At 71.5% G+C, this 20,329-nt stretch carries 17 protein-coding genes, 2 tRNA genes and 1 pseudogene; 9 read left to right on the top strand and 11 right to left on the bottom strand.

Going from position 1 to position 20,329, the window contains the following annotated elements:
* The 5 genes from ABGB16_RS29815 to ABGB16_RS29835 form a co-directional block, all read right to left on the bottom strand.
* Window positions 1–2,140, bottom strand: a 2,140-nt coding sequence (locus ABGB16_RS29815) for a cell division protein FtsK (protein ID WP_347671413.1), incomplete at its 3' end; no start/stop codon positions are given.
* A gap of 90 nt (window positions 2,141–2,230) precedes the next feature.
* Complete coding sequence (locus tag ABGB16_RS29820; protein WP_347671427.1) at window positions 2,231–3,019, bottom strand: ABC transporter permease; 789 nt, start codon at window positions 3,017–3,019, stop codon at window positions 2,231–2,233.
* A gap of 455 nt (window positions 3,020–3,474) precedes the next feature.
* Entirely contained in the window at window positions 3,475–3,654 is a 180-nt protein-coding gene (locus ABGB16_RS29825) for a hypothetical protein (protein WP_347671414.1), read from the bottom strand.
* A gap of 169 nt (window positions 3,655–3,823) precedes the next feature.
* Window positions 3,824–4,198: a hypothetical protein gene (locus ABGB16_RS29830; protein WP_347671415.1), complete on the bottom strand. Its 375-nt coding sequence runs from the start codon at window positions 4,196–4,198 to the stop codon at window positions 3,824–3,826.
* A complete protein-coding gene (locus ABGB16_RS29835) occupies window positions 4,198–4,449 on the bottom strand; it encodes a DUF6284 family protein (protein WP_347671416.1) in 252 nt (83 codons plus the stop codon). The genes ABGB16_RS29830 and ABGB16_RS29835 overlap by 1 nt, the downstream gene beginning before the upstream one ends.
* A 622-nt stretch (window positions 4,450–5,071) precedes the next feature.
* Between ABGB16_RS29835 and ABGB16_RS29840 the strand changes: the two genes are divergently transcribed.
* Both ABGB16_RS29840 and ABGB16_RS29845 read left to right on the top strand, forming a co-directional pair.
* The gene (locus ABGB16_RS29840; RefSeq protein WP_347671417.1) at window positions 5,072–5,902 is read left to right on the top strand and encodes a sigma factor-like helix-turn-helix DNA-binding protein; all 831 of its coding nucleotides are present in this window, start codon (window positions 5,072–5,074) and stop codon (window positions 5,900–5,902) included.
* A 5-nt stretch (window positions 5,903–5,907) separates the two neighbouring features.
* Window positions 5,908–6,720 carry a protein phosphatase 2C domain-containing protein gene (locus ABGB16_RS29845; protein WP_347671418.1) on the top strand — a complete coding sequence of 271 codons (813 nt, stop codon included), beginning with the start codon at window positions 5,908–5,910 and terminating at the stop codon, window positions 6,718–6,720.
* A gap of 320 nt (window positions 6,721–7,040) precedes the next feature.
* Here ABGB16_RS29845 and ABGB16_RS29850 read toward each other — a convergent pair.
* Window positions 7,041–7,523: pseudogene (locus ABGB16_RS29850) on the bottom strand (MerR family transcriptional regulator); the annotation flags it as partial.
* A 246-nt stretch (window positions 7,524–7,769) separates the two neighbouring features.
* Window positions 7,770–8,465: a DUF998 domain-containing protein gene (locus ABGB16_RS29855; protein ID WP_347671419.1), complete on the bottom strand. Its 696-nt coding sequence runs from the start codon at window positions 8,463–8,465 to the stop codon at window positions 7,770–7,772.
* Between the two features lie 53 nt (window positions 8,466–8,518).
* Between ABGB16_RS29855 and ABGB16_RS29860 the strand changes: the two genes are divergently transcribed.
* Entirely contained in the window at window positions 8,519–9,088 is a 570-nt protein-coding gene (locus ABGB16_RS29860; protein ID WP_347671420.1) for a PadR family transcriptional regulator, read from the top strand.
* Window positions 9,089–9,218: 130 nt separating this feature from the next.
* A complete protein-coding gene (locus ABGB16_RS29865; protein ID WP_347671421.1) occupies window positions 9,219–9,752 on the top strand; it encodes a YbhB/YbcL family Raf kinase inhibitor-like protein in 534 nt (177 codons plus the stop codon).
* 93 nt (window positions 9,753–9,845) lie between these two features.
* Here ABGB16_RS29865 and ABGB16_RS29870 read toward each other — a convergent pair whose 3' ends face one another.
* On the bottom strand, window positions 9,846–10,556 hold the full coding sequence (locus tag ABGB16_RS29870; protein ID WP_347671422.1) for a methyltransferase domain-containing protein: 711 nt from the start codon (window positions 10,554–10,556) through the stop codon (window positions 9,846–9,848).
* Window positions 10,557–10,767: 211 nt separating this feature from the next.
* On the opposite strand from ABGB16_RS29870, the gene ABGB16_RS29875 reads away from it, so the two are divergent.
* Entirely contained in the window at window positions 10,768–12,633 is a 1,866-nt protein-coding gene (locus tag ABGB16_RS29875; RefSeq protein WP_347671423.1) for a hypothetical protein, read from the top strand.
* A gap of 174 nt (window positions 12,634–12,807) precedes the next feature.
* Here ABGB16_RS29875 and ABGB16_RS29880 read toward each other — a convergent pair whose 3' ends face one another.
* Window positions 12,808–13,593, bottom strand: a complete 786-nt coding sequence (locus tag ABGB16_RS29880) for an IucA/IucC family C-terminal-domain containing protein (protein ID WP_347671428.1) — start codon at window positions 13,591–13,593, stop codon at window positions 12,808–12,810.
* Between the two features lie 341 nt (window positions 13,594–13,934).
* On the opposite strand from ABGB16_RS29880, the gene ABGB16_RS29885 reads away from it, so the two are divergent.
* Window positions 13,935–15,464 carry a peptide deformylase gene (locus ABGB16_RS29885; RefSeq protein WP_347671424.1) on the top strand — a complete coding sequence of 510 codons (1,530 nt, stop codon included), beginning with the start codon at window positions 13,935–13,937 and terminating at the stop codon, window positions 15,462–15,464.
* 115 nt (window positions 15,465–15,579) lie between these two features.
* On the opposite strand, the gene ABGB16_RS29890 is transcribed toward ABGB16_RS29885, so the two are convergent.
* A complete protein-coding gene (locus tag ABGB16_RS29890) occupies window positions 15,580–16,698 on the bottom strand; it encodes a globin domain-containing protein (RefSeq protein ID WP_347671425.1) in 1,119 nt (372 codons plus the stop codon).
* 341 nt (window positions 16,699–17,039) lie between these two features.
* Between ABGB16_RS29890 and ABGB16_RS29895 the strand changes: the two genes are divergently transcribed.
* A complete protein-coding gene (locus tag ABGB16_RS29895) occupies window positions 17,040–17,756 on the top strand; it encodes a CPBP family intramembrane glutamic endopeptidase (RefSeq protein ID WP_347671429.1) in 717 nt (238 codons plus the stop codon).
* Window positions 17,757–17,889: 133 nt separating this feature from the next.
* Here the strand turns inward: ABGB16_RS29895 and ABGB16_RS29900 are convergent, their stop codons facing one another.
* The gene (locus ABGB16_RS29900) at window positions 17,890–18,522 is read right to left on the bottom strand and encodes a hypothetical protein (RefSeq protein ID WP_347671426.1); all 633 of its coding nucleotides are present in this window, start codon (window positions 18,520–18,522) and stop codon (window positions 17,890–17,892) included.
* Between the two features lie 1,249 nt (window positions 18,523–19,771).
* On the opposite strand from ABGB16_RS29900, the gene ABGB16_RS29905 reads away from it, so the two are divergent.
* Together ABGB16_RS29905 and ABGB16_RS29910 are read left to right on the top strand one after the other, a co-directional pair.
* Window positions 19,772–19,862 (top strand) — tRNA-Ser (locus tag ABGB16_RS29905).
* A gap of 36 nt (window positions 19,863–19,898) precedes the next feature.
* Window positions 19,899–19,971 (top strand) — tRNA-Arg (locus ABGB16_RS29910).
* The last annotated feature ends 358 nt before the right edge of the window (window positions 19,972–20,329 follow it).

Below are 20,329 nucleotides of genomic sequence, written 5' to 3' on the forward strand. Positions count from 1 at the left end.
CGGCGTCGATCGCGTCGGCCTTGGCTCCCTTGAGGACCTTGCCGGCCCGCTTGACATCTACGCTCGGTACACCAAACGCGCGGACCTGAGCGGAGATCGACTCGGCGGTGATGTCCGCGTAGTGCTCTGGCATCCGCTCGGCCAGGCGGGCGGCGATGTCTTCCCACTGCAACCCGCGCTCGCCTGGCCCGAACAGCGACCGCACGTCCGCCAGCACATCGCGGGAGTCGCGGGTGATGTCCTCCCCGGCCGCCATCCCGGTCAGCGTGCCGGCAGCCTCGCGCAGCTTCCGCGCGGCCAGCAGGATCTTCTCCGCGTCTTCCTGGTCCGCGAGGTACGTCCGCACGGTGGGGGTGGCATCCGATGCGCCGCGCAGGATGCCGACACCCTTGTAGGTGGGCAGCAGCGTGGACGAGTCGTGACCCTCGCTGTAGGCACCGGAGCCCAACACGAGGTCACTGACCTGCCACGATCCGGTGCGCAGGGAGAACCGGACCTGGTGGTTGTCCCGGTAGGAGATGAACTGCTGCGCCACCTGCCCGCTGCCGACCCCGGAGGGCCGCTGCGTGGCGTCGACCAGGATCACCCCGGCGGCCGGGGCGACCTTGACCAGGTAGACCAGCAGCGACGCGATTTCCTTGGACACTTCGCCCAGGTCGAAGTACTCCTGGAACTCGTCCAGGATCACCATGCGCACCGGCATGCGGTACTTCGGGTCGCGGGCAATCTCCCTGGTCAGCTTGCCTTCCGGGCATACGTCGACGGGGAGGGCGGATAGCCGCTCGTAGCGGTCCTGAACGTCGGCCTTCAACTCCCGTAGCGCCTCTACCAGGAGTTCGGCGGGGTCGCCGTCGCGGGTCATGGCCAGACCGAACGCGCACCGGTCCGCGACCAGGGAGAACTTCCGCCAGTCCGGCTTGCCGCCCCCGTCGAAGACGGTGAGCTTGACGTAGGGGTCGAGCGCGCCGTAGAGGGCCAGGGAGCGGGCGGCGAACGTCTTACCCTGCCGGGGCTGCGCCCCGATCAACATGGACGTCCACATCAGCGGCACGCTGACCTTGTTGCCACGCTCGTCCACCCCGAACGGGGCAGGCTGCCAAATGTCGGTCGGCTTGCACCGCAGCAGCGGCGTCCGACCCGCCCCCACGGCCAGGGGGTCACGGTCGGCCACCCACAACGTGTGCCGGCGATGGGATGACGGGTCGCGGGAGATGAACACCTGCGACACGGCCACATCGAGACCGGAGGCGATGGCACCGCGGGCCTTCACCGCGTCGTCGAACGTCTTGCCGTACGGCAGGTCGATCGACACCTGCGACCCGGTGCCGGACGGGTCACGGGCCATCGTGGAGCCGAACTCCACCCGCTGGTGCGGCTTGTCCGGGTTGCCCAGCCCGGCGGCGTAGTAGGCGCGCAGGATGATGTCCGGGTTGACCCGCCGGAACCGTCCCGCCACTGTGGCCGGGGTGATGATCGGCCGGTCATCAGGCCGCCCGACGTGCGCCAGGTAGGCCACGACGAGGCCGGTGCCGGCGGTCAGCGCCCACCACGGGGCGGTGGCCCACACGATCGGCCCGCCGATGGCCAGTGTCAGGGCTTCGGCGGTGAGGATCAGGCCCCGCCACGCGCGGGTGGCCTTTACCTCCCGGTGCAGCTTGTGCCAGGTCTGCGCGTCGCCCGCGTCGGCGGCGGCCTGCCGTAGGCCGGTCTGCTCGGCCACCCACCACCAGCGCAACTGGCGGCCGGTGAGGCGGAACGCCCCGACCGTCGCCCAAAAGCCAGCCTGCACGGCGTACCAGGGGGCGCGCACGGTGTGGAACCCGGCTCGGTAGGCGGCCAGTTCGGCGGCCTGCCGGATGCTGTGCTTGATGTTCGGCCACGTCGACCACCCGGACGGGATGATCGGCCGGCGACCGGACGGCGGAACCGGCGGCGGGTCGACCAGCATTCCGCCGCGCTGCGGCATCTCGTCCAAGGTCACGTCGAAGTGCGTGTCACCGGCCGGGCGCGGCCGGGGCATGCGGCGGGCGCGGGCGTCGTCCAGGTCGACCACCTCAGCATCCGGGCCGGCGGTGGTGTCGGTCAGGTCGTTCTCCGCGGCCTGCCAGTCGAAACGGTCGTCATCTCGGGGGGACGTCATGATGGGGGTTCCTCCAACGGTCTACGGATCGGCAGGGGGACCGGCGGCACAGCGGGTTTCCTAGGCCGTGAGCTGTGCCGCCGGGCGTAGCTAGTCGTGGGCGCGGACGAGGTGCGCGAGGGCGGCGCCCATGCCGAGCACCGCGACGGGGAGGCAGGAAACGAGAGTGGTGATCCACCACGGGGCCGCCGTGATGCCGTTGGCGGCGAGCAGGTGGTAGGCGACCTGGCCGAGCGCCCCGACCGTGAGTGATGCGATGGCCGACCACTTGGCGAACCGGCGAGCGCGGTCCGGTACCCGACCGGACAGCCACACGTACAGGGCGTACGCGGCGTACGCCTCCACCCCGATCGGCAGGGTGATCGCCGAATCGATGGTGGCCCACGAACCCGGGTCCACGATGCCGGGCAGCAGGTCCACCATGCCGAACCCGGTCATCCGGCCGAGTCCCACCCAGCCGGACCAGACGGCGACGAACGCGCCCAGTGCCATGAGCACGACGGGCCACACGACGGGCCGCCGCGCTGGCTTCTCCGGGGTGGGCGTGCCCGGGTGACCGACATTCGTGACCTGCTCGACCGGCTCGGCGGCCGGCTCGATCGGGGCGGGGGTCGGGTTCGGCTCGCTCGGCGGGGCGGACTCGGGCACGGCCGGGGCCGGTGCCGGGTCCGGGCCGATCGGCTCGGCGTAGTCCCACGGGTCGGGGGCCGGCTCGTTCGGGGTGATGGTGGTGGGCTCCGGGGCCACCGGCAGGCCCTGCCGCTGCCGGTACAGGCCCATCAGGTGCCGCAGCCTGGCGGCCCGGTCGGGGCTGAGGGTGAACGCCTCAGCGAGTTCGTCGGCGGTCGGGACGTGCCCGCGCTGCTCAGCGAGCCGAATGCCTGACGCCAGCAGGGCCTGGCCGATCGCGGGCGGCTCGGCGGTCTCGTCGTCCGGCCGATCCAGCGGCGGCGTCCAGTCGTCATCGAGGTCGGTCGGCAAGCCGGCGGCCCGCCGCCGGACCGCGACCCCCGCCGCCGCGTGGACCAGCTCGGCCACTTCCGGGCGAGCGATTCCGTACTCGGTGGCCACCTCAGCAGCGGTGGGCAGGGTTCCGGTCGCCTCAGTGCGCTCGACCACCGCCCGCAGCACTTCATTCAGGGGAAGCGCGGGACGCTGCGGCTCGTCGAGAAGCCGGGCGCGCAGCTCGTCGGCCTTCGGGGCACCGATGCGGTACTCCCGCATCAGCCGGTTACGGCTGGGCACCTCGCCCAACTCCTTCGCCAACTCGCGGGCCTTGGGCAGCAGTGCGTCTACGGGCTGCGGGTAGCGGGTGCCGTTGATGGTCGGGGTGGTCATCGGCTGTTGTCCTTCCGGTTGGCGGGTCGGGGGGTGGGTGCGGGTCGGTGTTCGCTGACGCCCAGGGTTCGGCCGCCCTTGGCGGCCCCGGTGAAGCCGTCACGGCCGGTGCTGTGGAACACGTCGGGGCTGGTTGACCAGGGCCGGCGGGTGCGTTTCGGTTCGTGCTGGCTCACCTGGTCACCTCCGGGCGGTTCGGGGCGGTGCAGCACTGGCCGTCCGGGGCGGGACAGCCGTGCAAGCAGGACCCGCAAGACCGGGTGATGCAGTGCTCACCGGTGTCGTCGGCGGCGCACATCTCCGGGTCGCAGATGCAGCAGTCAGCGGGGGACAGGACCGGCCGGGTCATGCCGACACCTGGCCCGTGCCGTTCGCGGCGGCCAGCTCGGCGCGCAACCGGTCGAGTTCGGCCCGCATCTCCCGCTCGGCCGGCGGCGTCACCCGCGTGAAGGCGGTCACTGAAATGCCAGCGACGATGGCCCCCGCGGTGTGGTGGTAAATGCCGCCGGACAGCTCGCGCGTCTGGCCAGGGCGGCCGTAGAGGGCACCGCCGATCAGGTCGATGGCGGCCATCTCCACCTCTTCCCCACCGTGGGGAAGGATGTCGACCGACACACCCACACCGGGCAGGGGCGCCTCCCCGAGGGCGGCGAACTTGTCTGCGACCGTCCGCAGGGCGGCGGCCACCTCGGCGGCGGTGTTGGGGCGCTCGTTGGCCATCACGCCACCTGCCCCGACCGGTCGGCGCGGTGCGGGTCGGCGGCGCGGTCGGCCAGGTCGGCGGCGGCGCGGGTGACGCGGGCGGCGGCCCGGCGCAGTCGCCGCCAGTCCAGCGGCGAGGGTCCGCCGTGGTCCTCGGCGTAGAGCATGGTGATCTCGGCGTCGAGCAGGTCGAGTTCGGCCGCGATCAGCGGCCATTCCGCCTCGATCGCGGCCAGGTCGGCGGCGGTCGGCTCGTTCGGGGGAAGCATCGGGTTGGTTCCTCTCGGAGATGGTCAGTGGCGGCGGCGCTTTGCCGGGCATGAGCAGGTGGCGCGCGCGCTCACCTGCTTGCACCGGTCGCACTGCCGTAGGGGGGACGACTGCCGGACCGTGATCCGGACGCGGTTGGCCAGGTTCATGGGGTCACCTCTCTCGGTTGCCTGGGCAACCCGCGGCACGGCCAGGCGGACCGCACCACGGGACAGACATGGGTTGGATCAGTGGCAGAAGCGAAACCGCGCGCCGGACCCGTCCACTCGGCCCGCTCGCCCGGGACCTACCGGGGTCGACCACCATGTGGCTCAAGGCGGGCATACCGCAGACGGATCTACGCGGCGCTCCTGCTGTGAAGTTCTCAATGAACGTGTGCACGGCAGCCCGTACGCGAACGCCGCAGCCGAAGCCGCAACGCCGACGCCGACGACCGACCGGCGAGTTGACCCCCCTAAACCCTGCGATCCAGGGGGGTGGTGGCGACAAGTTGAACACGGCCTACCGGAGCCAGTCAACCCCCCTCAACAAGCGAGTTCGCCCCCACTCACAGGGCGGCAGCGTTCGGGCGGGTCAAGGCACCTCGGGTAGGATTAGCCCCCTTGACGAAGGGAGCGCCGGGTGAAGGACCCAGCAGCGGTAGCCACCGTGGGCGACACGCGAGAGCGAGCAAGGGCCGCGCATGAGCTGATCGAGGACTACCAAGCCGCGATCGCCGAACTGTCACGGATTCGCCGGGAAGCCCTTGAACAACTCCTGGTCGACGGCTTGACGCAGGCGCAGATCGCAGACCTGCTCGACATGTCTCGATCGCGGGTTTCGCAACTGCTGTCCGCTGGTACCCGCCCCGAACGCGCCTTCCTCGGCACCGGTCGTTTGACGGTTGCCATCGGGGGAAAGCAGGAGTCTGGCCGACACGACCCGGGCGACATGCTCTCGGCCGAGAGCTTCGCGGCCTACAACGTCCTTGCAGACCTGGCGCGGACCGTTGGGCTAGATGCCAACTACGAAGTAGTTCCACCCCCGGGGTTCGTGCACCTTAATCGCCCGAACCTCATTGTCCTTACCTCGCCACGACTCTTGCCTTTCGTGGGCCAGGTGATGGAAGCCGATCCGCATCTGCGTTTCGCCTCAGACGAACGTGGTTGGTATCTCATCGACGGCGAAACCGAATATCGCTCTCCCCGCGACGACGGGCGATCAGCGGACTACGGATATGTTGGCCGATTGCCTCGGCCGGACGGCAAGGGATCATTCCTGTACCTCGCTGGCACCCACGCACAGGGAACGCTGGGCGCTGCCCATTTCGTCGCCAACAACCTTGCCCAGCTCCACAAGGAGCTTAAGAGTCGCCGATTCTCGATGGTGGTTCGCTGCGAGTACGACCCAGCCAACCCGAGGAAGATCCTTTCCTGTGAGCGTGTGACTCCGATCTACCGCCACGAAAGCTGAGAAGCATGCGAATCCTTGCAGCGTCAGAGCCGTCAAAGGCAGACAGGCTCAATGAAGACTGGTTCTCGGCATCGCCGAATCTGGTCGTAGTGCTCGACGGCGCGACCGCCCGAACCGACACCGGCTGCATCCACGGCGTCTCCTGGTATGCGGCCCAGCTCGGTGCCGCAGTCTCGGCACAGGCGAGCGACGCATCAATGGCGTTGCCGGCGGCCCTGGCAACGGCGATCAAAACTGTTGCCGAGAAGCATCCCGAATGCGACCTAACGAGTCCCGGCACCCCTTCGGCTGCCGTGGCCGTTCTTCGTCGCACGCCCAGTCACCTCGAATACATGGTTCTCGGAGATGTCGGCATCATCCTCGCTTCCGAATCGCATTTAAGCGTCATCATTGATGATCGGGTCGATAAGACTGCGCAGGCAGAGCGCCGAGAAGCGGACAAACACCCGATCGGCTCGGCAGAGAAAGCCGATGCCCTGATCCGAATGAAGCACGCCGAACTAGCCGCCCGAAACACAGAGGGAGGTTTCTGGGTTTCAGCAGCAGATCCCACGGTCGTCAGCCACGCAATCATCGAAGCAGTGCCCATCGAAACCGTCACTCGGTCGATCCTGTTGACCGATGGCGCGGCAAGGCTCGTGCGGATTTTCAATGACGTTAGCTGGAGAGAAATGCTTGACCTGCTGGAGAATCAGGGGCCGAGTGAAGCGCTCCGGCGCGTGCGCCAGCTCGAAGAGTCCGACCCGGTTGCCCTCCGGTGGCCACGCAACAAGAAGAGTGATGACGCCACCCTCGTATACGTAGCCAACCCACGATAGGGTTTTAAGCCCTGTCCTGGGCCGCGCAGCATGTGGCACCTCAGCCGCCGGGCGAGAGCGGAGCCGATAACGTGTCGGCGCGGCTACTGGCAGCCGACTCGCGGCGTGGTCTTGTCGCATGCGTGTCGTCGTGCATGACCTCAGCGGCGTTGGTGCTGGTCAGGGTCGTGATCGGCTCGGTCTTGAAAACCGGTAGGGCGGCAACGTCCTCGTGGGTTCGAATCCCACACCCTCCGCTCTCCCGCACCGTTGACCGCTGCGGGTGGGGCCTGGGCCGCCCATGGCTTCGGGCAGCGAAGTCGTACCCGGATGTGGCGGGTTCAGGCGACAAGCAGGCGAAGGCCAAGCTCTGCCGCATCGAGATCGACGAGGTCGCGGTTGCGTTCTGCCCACCGACCCGAGGCGAGGTCGTCACGGAGGTTCTGCACTGCCCTCTGCTCGACGTCCGGCCCGACCCTGGCCCAGACCGACACCCCGCGCCGGACGTTCTCGTCCAGGTATGCCTCGGGCTGCCGCCAGTAGGCCTCGAAGAAGCCGTCAGCGCAGTCCCACGGGATGGGCACCGGCTCCACGCGGGCTCCGATCGCGCTGGCCAGCTCGGTCAGCGCAGGCCGGCCGACAACGAGATTGGCGGCTTCAGGTAGGTAGTCGCGAGTAAGCCAGAACCGATTGAGCCATCCGGTGTCACTGGTGTCGTGCGTGAACACCACCACGCGGCGGGCGACCCAGACCCTTGCGGCGATCCGCGGCTCGGTGCGCCGCGTCACGGTGTAGGTGGCTCCGATGGTGTCGTACAACTGCGCGCTGGACATGCCGCCGCCTCCCTGGCCCGTCACCAGCCCCACGCCGCGCACGGGGCCGGGCGTCCCTGTCCTGGAGAATAGGTCCGGGTGCCTGACGAGCCAACCGGCAAGCCGGAAGCCGTTAGCCCCGCCTCCTGCGGCTCGTCGCGTACCAGAGGAGACCGCCGAGCAGTGCTGCCGACGTGAGGAGACAGCAGCAGAGCATGAGGATGTGGAACGGCTTGATCGCGCCCATGCCGTCGCACTCTATCGGCGCCCGGCGATGCCGATGCTCTCAGCCCCGCCGCGCCGGTACGCGAGCCAACCCATCGCCACGAACCAGGCGTGCACCTCCAGCACGAGCAGGCGCTGGACGAGCCCGGCGACCCCATGCTCCGCGCCGTCGGCGGTCGGCTGGAACGTCGCGAAGAACGCGACCAGCAGCACCAGCGTCAGCGGGCCGCCGAGCCGAAGCCAGGTGCCGAACCGCCGCCATCCGGCGAGGTCGCGGAACCAGCGGCCGGCCGCCGGGAAGGCGACGATCGGCGTGGCGACCGCCAGGGCGAAGCCGAGCGAGTGCGGTGCCATGGCCTCTAGGTCGAAGATCCCGCACAGCGCCTGCCCCACCCCGGTGCAGGCGAGTAGCGCCGCCGACCAGCGGCGCAGGGTCGGCCGGTCGGGCGGCAGGGTGCGGAAGACACCGATCACCCCGGCGGCCAGGGCCAGGCCGGTGACGACGAAGGCGGCGTTCATGTACGGGGCGGTGGCCCCCATGCCGAGGCCGCTGATCGGCTGGCTGATCGGCGAGTAGTCGGTGAAGCGACGGCCGAACAGGGTGTATCCGCTGCTCAGGGCGCCGAGCACGAGCCAGGCGAGGGTGAACGCCACTGGGCCGGCGACGGCGCCGAGGGCCAGCCACCGCCCGGCGCGGAAGGTGGCCTGAAGGGGCGCGGTGATAGTCATGTAATGACTATACATTTTATGTCTAGCGGGTTGTCGATCGGTAAGCTCGACCGGTGAACCGACCCCGCCGTTCCGTCCTCGCGCTGGCCGTGCTGTCGATGCTCACCGAGGAGCCGATGCACGCGTACCGGATGCAGCAGCTGATCAAGGAGCGGCACAAGGACGACGTGGTCAACGTCAGCCAGCGCAACAGCGTCTACCAGACGATCCAGCGCCTGGTCCGCGACGGACTGGTGGCCGTCGAAGCGACGGAACGCGCCGACAACCGGCCCGAACGCACCACGTACCGGATCACGGACGCGGGGCGGGTCACCCTGGACGAGTGGCTGCGCGACATGCTGTCCACCCCGGCCCGCGAGTACGCCGAGTTCCCGGCCGCCCTGTCGTTCCTGCCGAACCTCGCCCCACCGGACGCGGTCGACGCGTTGACCACCCGGGTCGCCCGCCTCACCGAGCGGCTCGCCGCACTCGACGCGGAGGTGGCCGAGGTCGGCCGGTTCCTGCCCCGGCTGTTCGCGATCGAGACCGAGTACCAGCGGCAGGTCGTCGACGCCGAGCTGACGTACGTCCGCAGCCTGGTCGAGGACCTGCGCGCCGGGCGGATCACCTGGCCCCGGGTCTGAGCCGGACGGGGCGATGCCGCCGGATGTCGCGCCTCCCCGCGACGCGCGGCGGCGAGCTGAGGGACGCGCGGGGCGCGGCGGGGTAAGAAGGGGCGCAGGAAATCGCGCCCACTGGAAGGATGCCGCCCCGATGACCCTGGAACGACCGATCGCCCCGGACCCGTACGAGCTGCTGCCGACCGTTCCGTCGTTCACGCTGACCAGTGACGACGTGGCCAACGGCGAGCCGATGGACGAGCGGTACGCGCACGGCAGCGTCGGCGGCGGGAACGTCTCGCCGCACCTGGCCTGGTCGGACTTTCCCGCCGAGACGAAGAGCTTCGTGGTGACCTGTCTCGACCCGGACGCGCCGACCGGTAGCGGCTTCTGGCACTGGTCGCTGGTCAACGTGCCCGTGTCGGTGACCGAGCTGCCCCGCGGAGTCAGTGAGAGCGACCTCGGCGGCGCGTTCAGCGTCCGCAACGACTACGGCGACACCGGGTACGGCGGCGCCGCCCCGCCGGCCGGCGACCGGCCGCACCGGTATGTCTTCGTCGTGCACGCGGTCGACGTGGACCGCCTCGACGTCCCGCCGAGCGCCTCGCCGGCGGTCGTCGGCTTCAACCTCGCCTTCCACACCCTCGCCCGGGCGGTCATCCGCCCCACGTACCAGGTCAAGGAGTGACGCCCCGCCCCGCGATCTTGCACTTCGGGCCCCTGCTTCGCGGCATTCGTCCGCTTCGCCCGGGCCGAAAGTGCAAGATCGCGGGGCGGAGGGTTACGACGGGACGCGGGCGACCGCGAAGACGGACTGACCGAACGGGGGGCGAACCAGCTGCTCCGCGGCCTTCGTGGCCGGGAGCACCAGGGTGTCGTACACCTTCACCATCGGGCCCTCCTTCGGCATCAGCCGGAAGACCTTGGTCGCCATGAAGTAGCCGATCAGGCCGAGCGCGTTCGCGTAGTGGATCTTCTCCACCGTCAGGCCGGCCTCGGTCATCGCGGCGGCCAGGGTCTTCTTCGTGTACCGGCGGACGTGCCCGGTGGCGATGTCCGCCGGGCTCATCGCGAACTCAAATGCCGGCACGATGATGATCACGGCGCCGCCCGGCCGGACCAGGTCGCGCATGCTACTCAGCGCGCTCACGTGGTCCTCGATGTGCTCCAGCACGTTGTACGACACCGCGGCGCTGTGGTCCCCGCGCTCGGAGTGCGGCAGCAGCATCTGCCGTACCTCGATGTTCGGCTCGTCGGCGAGGCGCTCCTTCAGCGCGACCAGCCGGTCCGGGTCGGCTTCGGTGGCGGTGAAGCGGGGCAGGCGCGCGGCCCACTCAAGGGCGTAGTCGCCCAGACCGCTGCCGATCTCGATGGGGTTGTCACCGAGGTACGGGACGGCCAGCTCCACGAACCACCTGCGGTGGTTGACCGCCGTGGCGAGGCCCTCCAGGACCTCCGACTGGACACGCTGATCCCCAGTGATTTCTGCCATGCGTCGATTCCTCACGGTGTGACTCGACCTGACCCGGGACCGACAGAGTGAACCATCCGATGGGGACGGCGGCAAATTGGGGCACCGCGGTGGCCGAATTGTGGTCGGGGGGTGGGCACTGGATCGGAGGCCGGCGAACCCGGCACATAGTACGCCAGTACCCAGAAACGTGCCACGTCGGTGTCATTCCATGACTACGCTATGAATTGTCATGACTACTCCCCAACCGGGCCGTCCTGGCGACGCCGCCGGGGACGGCACGGGTGCCGCCCCCGATCGGAGCGGCGCCGGGGGCGGTGCGTCCGGCGGCGGGCGAACCGAGGTCACGGTGTCCCGTCGCAGTCGGTGGGTGGACGCCGCCGCCCTGTTCAGCTTCGTGCTCCTGGGTTTCTGGGTGACCGCCCGGTTCTGGACGGATCCCGATGCGGGGGTACGCGACAACAGGTCGGACCAGGCGCTCTTCGAATGGATGATGGCGCACGGTGCCCGCGTCGTGACCGATTTCGCCTATCCGTTCGCCTCGGACCGGATGAATGTGCCCGACGGCGTCAATCTGATGGCCAACACATCCGTATTATCCGTTTCTCTCCCAATAGCGCCGGTCACCGTTCTTTTCGGCCCGCGTACGGCGTTTCTGGTCTTTCTCACCGGCGGCATGATCGCCACCGCGGCGGCCTGGTACCTCGTGCTCTCCCGGGTGCTGGTCGGATCCCGAGGGCCGGCCTGGCTCGGCGCGGGCTTCTGCGCGTTCGCGCCCGCGATGGTCTCGCACGCGAACGCCCACCCCAACATCGTCAGCCAGTTCGTGGTGCCGCTGATCGTCTGGCGCACCCTGCGGCTGCCCGACGGCGGCCGGTGGCTGCGCAACGGGGTGCTGCTCGGACTGGTGGTCGTCTGGCAGGCCTTCGTCAACCTGGAGATCCTGCTGATGACCGCGATCGGGCTCGGCGTGGTGGTCGCCGCGCTGGCCCTGGGCCGGCCGGACCTGCGGCGCCGGGCCCGGCCCTTCGCCGCCGGCCTCGGGGTGGCCGCCGTGGTCGCCGGGGCCCTGCTGGCGTACCCGCTGTACGTGCAGTTCTTCGGGCCCGGCGCGTACGAGGGGCTGTCCCGGCTGATCCGGGGCTACCGCACCGACCTCGCCTCGTTCACCGCGTTCGCCCGTGAGTCGGTCGCCGGCGACCCCCGCCTCACCCGACACCTGGTGAAGAACCCCACCGAGGAGAACGGCTTCTTCGGCTGGCCCCTGGTCGTCCTGGTCGGCGCGCTGGTGTGGTGGCTGCGGCGCAGCCCCGCGGTGCTCGGCCTCGCCGCGGTCGGCCTGCTCTTCGGCGTGCTCTCCCTCGGCCGGGAGATCCAGTTCGAGGGGCGGGCGACCGGGGTGCCGGCCCCGTGGGCGGCGCTGGAGAACCTGCCGATCCTGCACTCGGTGGTACCCACCCGGTGGGCGCTGGCGATCACCCCGGTGGTCGGGGTGCTGCTCGCGCTCGGCGCCGAACGCGCCCGCCGGCTCGCCCGGGAACACCCGTCCGCCCGGCCGCAGATCCGCTTCGCCACCGCCACGGTGTTGACCATGGCGCTGCTGCCCGCGTTCCCCACCCCGCTGCCCTCGGTACGCCTCGACCCCGTGCCCGAGTTCGTGACCTCCGGCGCCTGGCGCCCGTACGTGACGGGCGGGCGCAGCGTGGTCAGCCTGCCGCAGCCCGACACCGACTACGCGGACCCGCTGCGCTGGTCGGCGGCGACGGGGCTCGACATGCCCCTCGCCCGGGGCTACTTCCTCGGGCCCGACACCCGGCCCGGCGCGTCGGAGGGGCCGATCGCCCTGTTCACCGCACCGCCGCGCCCGACCAGCAGCTTCTTCACCACGATCCGGCGCACCGGTGCGGTGCCGCCGATCACGCCGCAGGCCCGGGCGGCCGCGGTGGACGACCTGCGGTACTGGCGGGCGGGGGTGGTGGTGCTCGGGCCGCACGAGCACGCCGAGGCGCTGCGCCGGGGGATGACGGAGCTGACCGGGCTCAAGCCGACGTACACCGGCGGCGTCTGGCTGTGGGACGTGCGCCCGCTGACCCGGTGAGCGGCGGTCCGTGGGAGGTGCGTCCGCTGATCCGGTGAGCGGCGGCCCGTGGGAGGTGCGTCCGCTGACCCGCTGAGCGGCGGCCCGAGGCTGACCGGCGGCCCGAGGCTGACCGGCGGCCCGACGCTGAGCGGCGGCCCGAGGCTGAGCGGCGGCCCGGGGCCGGCACCCGGGTCAGGCCGAGCGCAGGCAGCAGCCCTGGCAGACCTTCGGCTCGGGCAGGGTGAAGGCGAGGCAGCAGGTGCGCCGCTGCACCGTCGGCTCGCCGGACGGCCCGGGCACCAGCTCGACCAGGTCCGCCAGGTCGAGCGCGCCGAGCAGCGTCTCGACGTGCCGGGCCGCGGAGCCGGGCAGCGCGTCGGCCGCGCGCAGCACGCCGTGCGCGATGCCCGAGGCCACCGAGCCCAGCAGCGTACGGGCGCCGATGCGGACCTCGGCCTGGATCGCGGCGACCATCGGGGCGAGATGGGCGTCGAGCAGGGAGCCGCGCAGCGCGGCCAGCAGCTCGGCCTCGTCGGCGACGACCCGGACCTCGGGGAGCCCGGCCAGCGCCAGCGGGTCGTTCGGGAGCACCGCGACCGTGGTCGAGGGTCGCAGCCCGATGGTCACCAGCGGGCGGTCGTCCTCGAAGTGGATCAGCACGTCGGCCGGGTCGAGCAGGGGCACCCGGCGGGCCGCCGCCCAGCCGAGCACGGCCGGCAGGGACAGCCAGTAGCTGTACGACTTCCAGGCCAGGGCGGCGCAGGCGTGCGGGGTGCCGCCCCAGCGCAGGGCGGCGGCGTCCAGCAGTTCCGGCAGCCGGCTGCCGTCGACCAGCGTGCTGGCCGGGGCCCAGCGGAACCGGTCGTCGGTCACCAGGAGGCCGGGCGCGAGGCCGGGCAGGTCGTCCGCGCCGAACATCGTGCGCATGGTGGCGGTCACCGGGGCGAGCGGCGCGGCGGCGGTCACCCGCCTGGGCATCACCGCTGTCACCAGGATCTCCCCCCGCCGCATCTCTGGACCGTGAGCTAAGGCTAGCCTAACCACCGCCGCGAAGATAAGGGAAGCCTCACCTCGGTGCGAGGCGGAGGCGTGGGTCACTCCGTACGCCGGCGGCCCGCTCGCCCCACCCGCGCGGTCCCCGACATGCGCGCCCGCGTACTACCCGGTGGGGGGTGCGAGAAACGACGGGCGCGGGCGCGGGAGCCGGATGCGTTGACATCGGCGCCCGAATTGTCAAGGTGAGTGTCGAGAAGGTGCCAGTTTTATGCGGCTCTGCGTACGGAACGTGAGACTGGTACTCCCCAGCGTTGAGGAAGCCGATGACGACCTCTCCCATCGAGCGGGCCGCCGACTCGTTCGCGGCCGAACTGGCCCGGCACCGGACCGAGCGGGGGCTGTCCAAGAAACAGTTGGCCACGATGATGGGCTTCGACCCGTCGTACGTCAGCCACGTCGAGGGACGCCGGCACCGCCCGACGGAGGACTTCGCCCGCCGGGCGGAGGCCGTCCTGGAGGCCAGCGGCGCGATCTGGCAGCGCTTCCGGGAGTACGACGAGCTGCGCCACGGCCGCACCACCCCGCCCCACCGCGACCACCCCGCCCCCGGGCAGTGGCTGCCGCCGGGGACCGGCCTGATCGTCGAACGCGAGCAGGCGACCCTCGCCTACCTCGACGACAGCTACCGGTGCGTCATCCGCCGCGAGCTGTACAACGCCGGCACCGAACCCGTCAGCCGCTACCTCGTCCGGATCGCCGTCGACCGGTACCCCAACGACCCGGGTCGTTCCAACCGGCACCACCGGGAACACCCGCTCACGTTCGCCGAGCTGCAGCTGCAGGCGTACCGGTACGACGGTGGCGACCCCGAGCCCATGCACTGGCGGGCCAAGCACGACCGGGACGCGTTCAAGGAGATCTGGCTGCTCTTCGAGAACGACGAGGGGCGGTTCCCGCTCTACCCCGGTGACCGGGTCACCATCGAGTACACGTACCAGGTGGGTCGGGACAAGTGGGGCCCCTGGTTCCAGCGTGCCGTACGCCTGCCCACCCGACGCCTGGCGGTCCGGCTGGACCTCCCCGCGGAGCTGGATTCCCAGGTCTGGGGGGTGGAGACCTCGCTCTCGGCGGAGGAGGGCCCGCTGCGCCGCCCGATCCGCCGCGCGGAGCGCGACGGTCGGGTGTTCTTCGACTGGGACACCGAGGAGCCGCCGCTCAACGCCCGGTACCGGCTGCAGTGGCGCTTCCGCAGCCGCCCGCCCGAGTCGGACACCGGCGGGCCGGCCGGCGGCGGCCGGATCCGGGCCAGCGACCGGATGCGCGCCCTCGGCATCGTCCAGCGGGGCGCCGACCTGCTGCGCCAGCCCAGCCGGCGGTTCGACCTGCCCGCCGACGAGGCGACCGCCCGCGAGGTGGTCGACCGGCTCTGCTCGGCGCTCGTCCGCCTCGACGAGCTGCACCCGTTCAGCAAGGGCGTCGGCATCGCCGCCCCGCAGCTCGGCCTTCCCTGGGCCGCCGCCGTCGTACGTCCACCCGACCGCGCGGCCGATTCCGTGGTGCTGCTCAACCCCCGCGTCGTGGAGTCGTCGGCCGAGGCCGACGAGCAGTACGAGGGGTGCCTCTCCTTCTTCGACCACCGGGGTCTGGTGCCCCGGCCGCTGCGCATCGCCGTTGAGCACACCCAGTGGGACGGCAGCCGAGTCATCACCGCGTTCGAGTTCGCCATGGCCCGGCTCGTGGCGCACGAGATCGACCACCTCGACGGGCGGCTGTACGTCGACCGGATGACGCCGGGCGTGCCGCTGGTCCCGGTGGAGGAGTACCGCGAGACCGGTAACCCCTGGCGGTACTGACCCGACGCCGGCGGGGACCGGGTCGCGTGCCCCAGGGGGCAGGGGCACGCGACCCGGTTTTCGGGGGGAGGAAAGCCTTTCGGTGCCGGCCGCTCGGCCGCCCGCGTGGGTGCCGCTACAACTCGCCGAACGTGTCGTACCGGACGTGCGCGGGCGGGACGTCGTCCCCGGCGAGCGCCCGCAGCGTGTTCCGGACCAACCGGGCCGAGCCAGCGACGTAGCAGTCGTGGGTGGTCCACGGGCCGTACCGGCTGACGACCTCGACGACGTCGCCCTGCTCGCCCCCGAAGTCCGGGTCCTGGCTGCACGCCGGCGTCACCGACAGCCAGGGATGGGCGGCCACCAGTTCCCGCAGCCCGGCCAACCCGTACAGGTCCTCGGCCCGCCGGTCGCCGTAGAAGACGTGCACCCAGCGGGTCCGGTTCCAGGTCGCCAGATCCTCGACCAGAGCCTTGATCGGGGCCAGCCCCACCCCGCCCGCCACGCAGAGGATGTCCCGCTCCGAGGAGCGGTCCACCGTCATCGACCCCATCGGTGCGGCCACCCGGAGCAGATCACCGGGCTTCGTCCGGCGGACCAGCACCCCGGACAGCCAGCCCGCCCCCGGCGGCGTCCGGACGTGGAACTCCAGGACGTCGTCGTCGTTCGGCGCGTTCGCCACCGAGTACGTACGCCACACCCGGGGCAGGTGCCGGGGCGCCTCGACGCTCACGTACTGCCCGGCCCGCCAGCGCAGCGGATGCTGGAGGGCGCGGACGGTCAGCACGGCCGTGTCCGGGCCGTGCCGCTCGTGGGTCAGCACCTCGGCGTGCCAGAACGGCGGGTTCTCGTCCGCCGCCGCCCCGGCCCCCATCTTCTCGGTGATCGCCGCGTACGTGTCCCGCCACGCATGGTCGTACTCCAGGTTCCAGCCGTCCCCGGCCGTGGTGCGCAGCGCGTCCAGCAGCGCGATCCCCGCGGTCTCGTAGTGCCCCGCGTCGACGTGGTACTTCCGGTGGTCCCGCCCCAGGGAGCGCAGGTACTCCTCGAAGCTCTCGACGTCGTCCATTACCTGGATCGCGGTGACGATCGCGTCCAGGAGACGGTTGCCCTGGCCGGCCATCTCGGCCGGGAAGAGTTGGCGCAACGTGGGATCGAGCAGGAACAGCCGGGCGTAGAAGTACTCGCCCAGCCGATCCCGGTCCCCCTCGACCAGGGCCCAGCTCTCCTTCAGCAACCGCGCGAAGTTGTCCATGGGGTCCTCCTCCTGCCGGCGCATCGGGCACCCACAGAATGTCCACGGAGCGTGTCCACCGGTCGCACAGAATGTGCGACCACCTCATGCCGTCCGCCGGCCGTGCCCGGACGGCATGGCCCGGCCGTGTCCGGGCGGCATCGCCCGGTCGTGTCCGGACGGCATCGCCCGGTCGTGTCCGGGCGGCATCAGGCGGTCGTGTCCGGGCTGGCATTGCCCGGTCGTGTCCGGGCGGCATCAGGCGGTCGTGTCCGGACGGCCGGCGCGTCGGGCACAGTGGTGCCGTGACCGTTGAGGAGCTCACCCGCCCGGTGTCCCGCCGGATCCTCGGCGCGGAGACGATGCTGGTGCTCGGGCTGTCGCTCGGGAAGTCGGCGGTGTACGCGTCGGTGTCGATCGTCGCGAAGCTGACCGCCGAGGGGCCGCTGTCGAAGCAGACCGCCACCCTGAACACCTCCCAGTCGAGCCGTCCCTGGCTGGACCTGACGTACCAGCTGCTCGGCATCGCGTTCGCGCTGCTGCCGGTGCTGCTCGCCGTACACCTGTTGGCGCGGGATCCCGGCGACCCGGCGCGGACCCTCGGGGTGGACCTGCGCCGGCCCGGGTCGGACCTGGCCCGCGGCGCCGGCCTCGCGGCGCTGATCGGCCTGCCCGGGCTGGCGCTGTTCTGGGCCGCCGCGCAGCTCGGCGTCAACGCCACCGTCGTCCCGGCCGCCCTGCCGGACGTCTGGTGGGCCGTGCCGGTGCTGCTCCTCGCCGCCGCGCAGAACGCCGTCCTGGAGGAGGTGATCGTGGTCGGCTACCTGGTCACCCGCCTGCGGCAGCTCGACTGGCGGGTCGGCGCCGTGCTCGCCGCCAGCGCCCTGCTGCGCGGCTCCTACCACCTCTACCAGGGCTTCGGCGCGTTCGTCGGCAACGCCGTGATGGGCGTGGTGTTCGGCCTGTTCTACCTGCGCACCCGCCGCGTGATGCCGCTGGTCGTCGCGCACACCCTGCTCGACGTGGTGGCCTTCGTCGGCTACGCCCTGCTGCCGAAGTCCTGGTTCGGCTGGCTCTGACCGCGCGCTCGGGGGCGCGGATGCCGCGCCGGGGTGTTCGGATGCCGCGCCGGGGGGCTCGGATGCCGCCATGTCGCCGCCGTGGCGGTATCCGAGCGGGTTGGATGCCGCCACGGCGGCGACATGGAGTCGATCAAAGCTGATGGGCGGACCGGGCCCGGGGCGGCCGGTAGGCGGCGACCGCCCGAGCCGCCAGCCGCTCCGCCGCAGCGGAGTCGCCCGCCGCCGCGGCCAGCGCCGCCGCCCCCGGCAGCAGCCGGGACGCCAACCGGAGCCCCAACCACCCACCGGCCTGCGCGGCCAACGGCGCCGCCAACCGCCAGGCCGCCTCGGCGGCCCGCGGCCACGGTTGCTCCCCGGGCCCGCTCGCCGCCTCCGCCGCCGCCAGCGCCGACCGGGCACTCTCCGCGTCGGGATGCACCCGGGTCAGCACCAGCAACTCCACCGCCCGGTCCCGGTCGAGCGGATCCCGGCCGTACGCGGCCGCCAGGTGCAGCACCAGGTTGGCCTGCGTCCAGAGCACCGCCGCCAGCTCGGCCACCGGCGCGAACACGCCGGCGAGCGCCGCGGTCGCCCCGCCCGCCCCCGCCAGCCGCACGAACCGTCGGGTGGCGAGCCGCGCCAGCCCGTCCGCCGAGGCGCCCGGGTAGGCGGCCAGGTGGCCCGCCACCCAGTCACGGGCGGACGGCCCGAGCGCCCGTACCGCGGCCAGGGCGAGCAACTCCGGGGCGAAGCCGGGGTGGTCGAGCAGCCGCGCGGCCGTCACCCGCAGATCCCGTTCATCGGTACGCGCCGACGGGGCTACCCGGTCCCGACCGGTCGCCGCCGTTCCGCCCGGGGCCTGCGGTGCCGCGACCGGCTCCATCCCGCTGCCGGCGTCCGGTGCCGTCCCGCTTCCCGCTTCCGGCTCCGTCCCGCTGCCGGCGTCCGGTGCCGTCCCGCTTCCCGCTTCCGGCTCCGTCCCACTGCCGGCGTCCGGTGCCGTCCCGCTTCCCGCTTCCGGTCCCGTCCTGCTGCCGGCGTCCGGTGCCGTCCCGCTGTCGGCGTTCGGTCCCGTCCCGCTTCCCGCGTCCGGCCCCGCCTTCGCGGCGACGGGCGAGGGTGCCGCTTCTGCTCCGGCGGCGGCCCTCTTCGTCCGGGCGGCGCTGGCGGCCTTCCGCGGTGCGCTGGCCTTCGCCGGGGCAGCGGTCTTCTTCCGCGCGGCGGTATTCTGCGGCGTGGCCGTCTTCCGGGCCGGCGTCGTCCGCTTCGCGGTGGTGTTCGCGGTCGGCGTTGCCGTTGCGGCGTCCCTGGCCACTACTGCCCCTTCCGCGCCGGTCTTTCGGTTAGCCGGCTCGACCTCGGAGACGTCCGTCACACGTTGCTGTGCGGGGCTGTCGGGTCCGGACTCGTCCCGACCGCCCGGCGCCTCCCCGCCGGGCTGAGCAGGTGTGGTCGCACGCGGTACGTTCGCTTGACTGTGTTCCAGGTCACTTTCCGGGGCGGTGCGCCCCGCCGGCGGCGACGGTTGGGGCGACGGGTCGGCCTCGGGCTGGTCGGCCGCGGCCGGCGGGACGGGCGGTCGCCAGGCCGCGGGGGCCGCCGGGTTGAGCGCGGCCTCGCCAGGCGGCGGCGGGGACACCGGCTGGTCCGGGGCCGGCGGCTGGAACAGCACGGCCGGAGCTGGCCTGGCCCGGCGAGGACGTGGCGGCCTGTCCCCCGGAGTCGTCTGCTCGGCGGGCACCGGAGTGGACTCCGGCATCGCGGGCGGTGTGAAGGTCGGGCGGGCGGAACGACGTCGCGGCGCTCTCTCAGCAGGCTCGCGGCTGGGCGGGGCGCTCGACGGCTGCTCGTCCATGTCGATGGAGCGTAGTCCGAATCCGAGTCCCGCACAGCGTGAAAACGGCCGCATCCAGGTCCCCGGGTCGACCCGCCGGGCCAGCCGATGGAGGTCGGCGGGAGCCGTACCGGTAGTCGCTTTGCTCCAGGCGGGTCCAGGCCTGTATCCTCGGGCGCGGTGGTCTCCGGGCCACCGGGGAGACTTCGCCTAGTCTGGTCTATGGCGCCGCACTGCTAATGCGGTTGGGGTCTTAAAGCCCCTCCCGGGTTCGAATCCCGGAGTCTCCGCGCGAAAGCCGGGTGTGTAGACTGGCCAAGCAACAAGCGCCCGTAGCTCAACGGATAGAGCATCTGACTACGGATCAGAAGGTTAGGGGTTCGAGTCCCTTCGGGCGCGCAAGATCAAAAGAGCCTGACCTGCGGAAACGCGGGCCAGGCTCTTTGCTTTTTCGTCCCTTGTGGACGTGTGGCTGCTCGGTGGCTGCTCGTCCGACGAGCGTCCCCTGCGTCCGGGTTGGTCCGGGTGGCTCCGAGGGTGTCCGGTCCGGTCTGGTGGGTGCCAGGACTGATGATCATCAAGTCAATCGCTGGTTATCGATGCTTCATTTGTTAGCGGGGTGCGTGTGGACGCTGTTGCGTTGGCGGATCGGTGGACATGCCGAGCCGCGTCGCAGGGCACTCGCCTGTTTCGTCGTCGACCAGGGAGTTGTCGACCAGCCATTCCACCGCCCGCCGCCGTGCGCGAACGGCGTGCC

The organism is Micromonospora sp. B11E3 (genome assembly GCF_039871625.1).
Lineage (GTDB): Bacteria > Actinomycetota > Actinomycetes > Mycobacteriales > Micromonosporaceae > Micromonospora.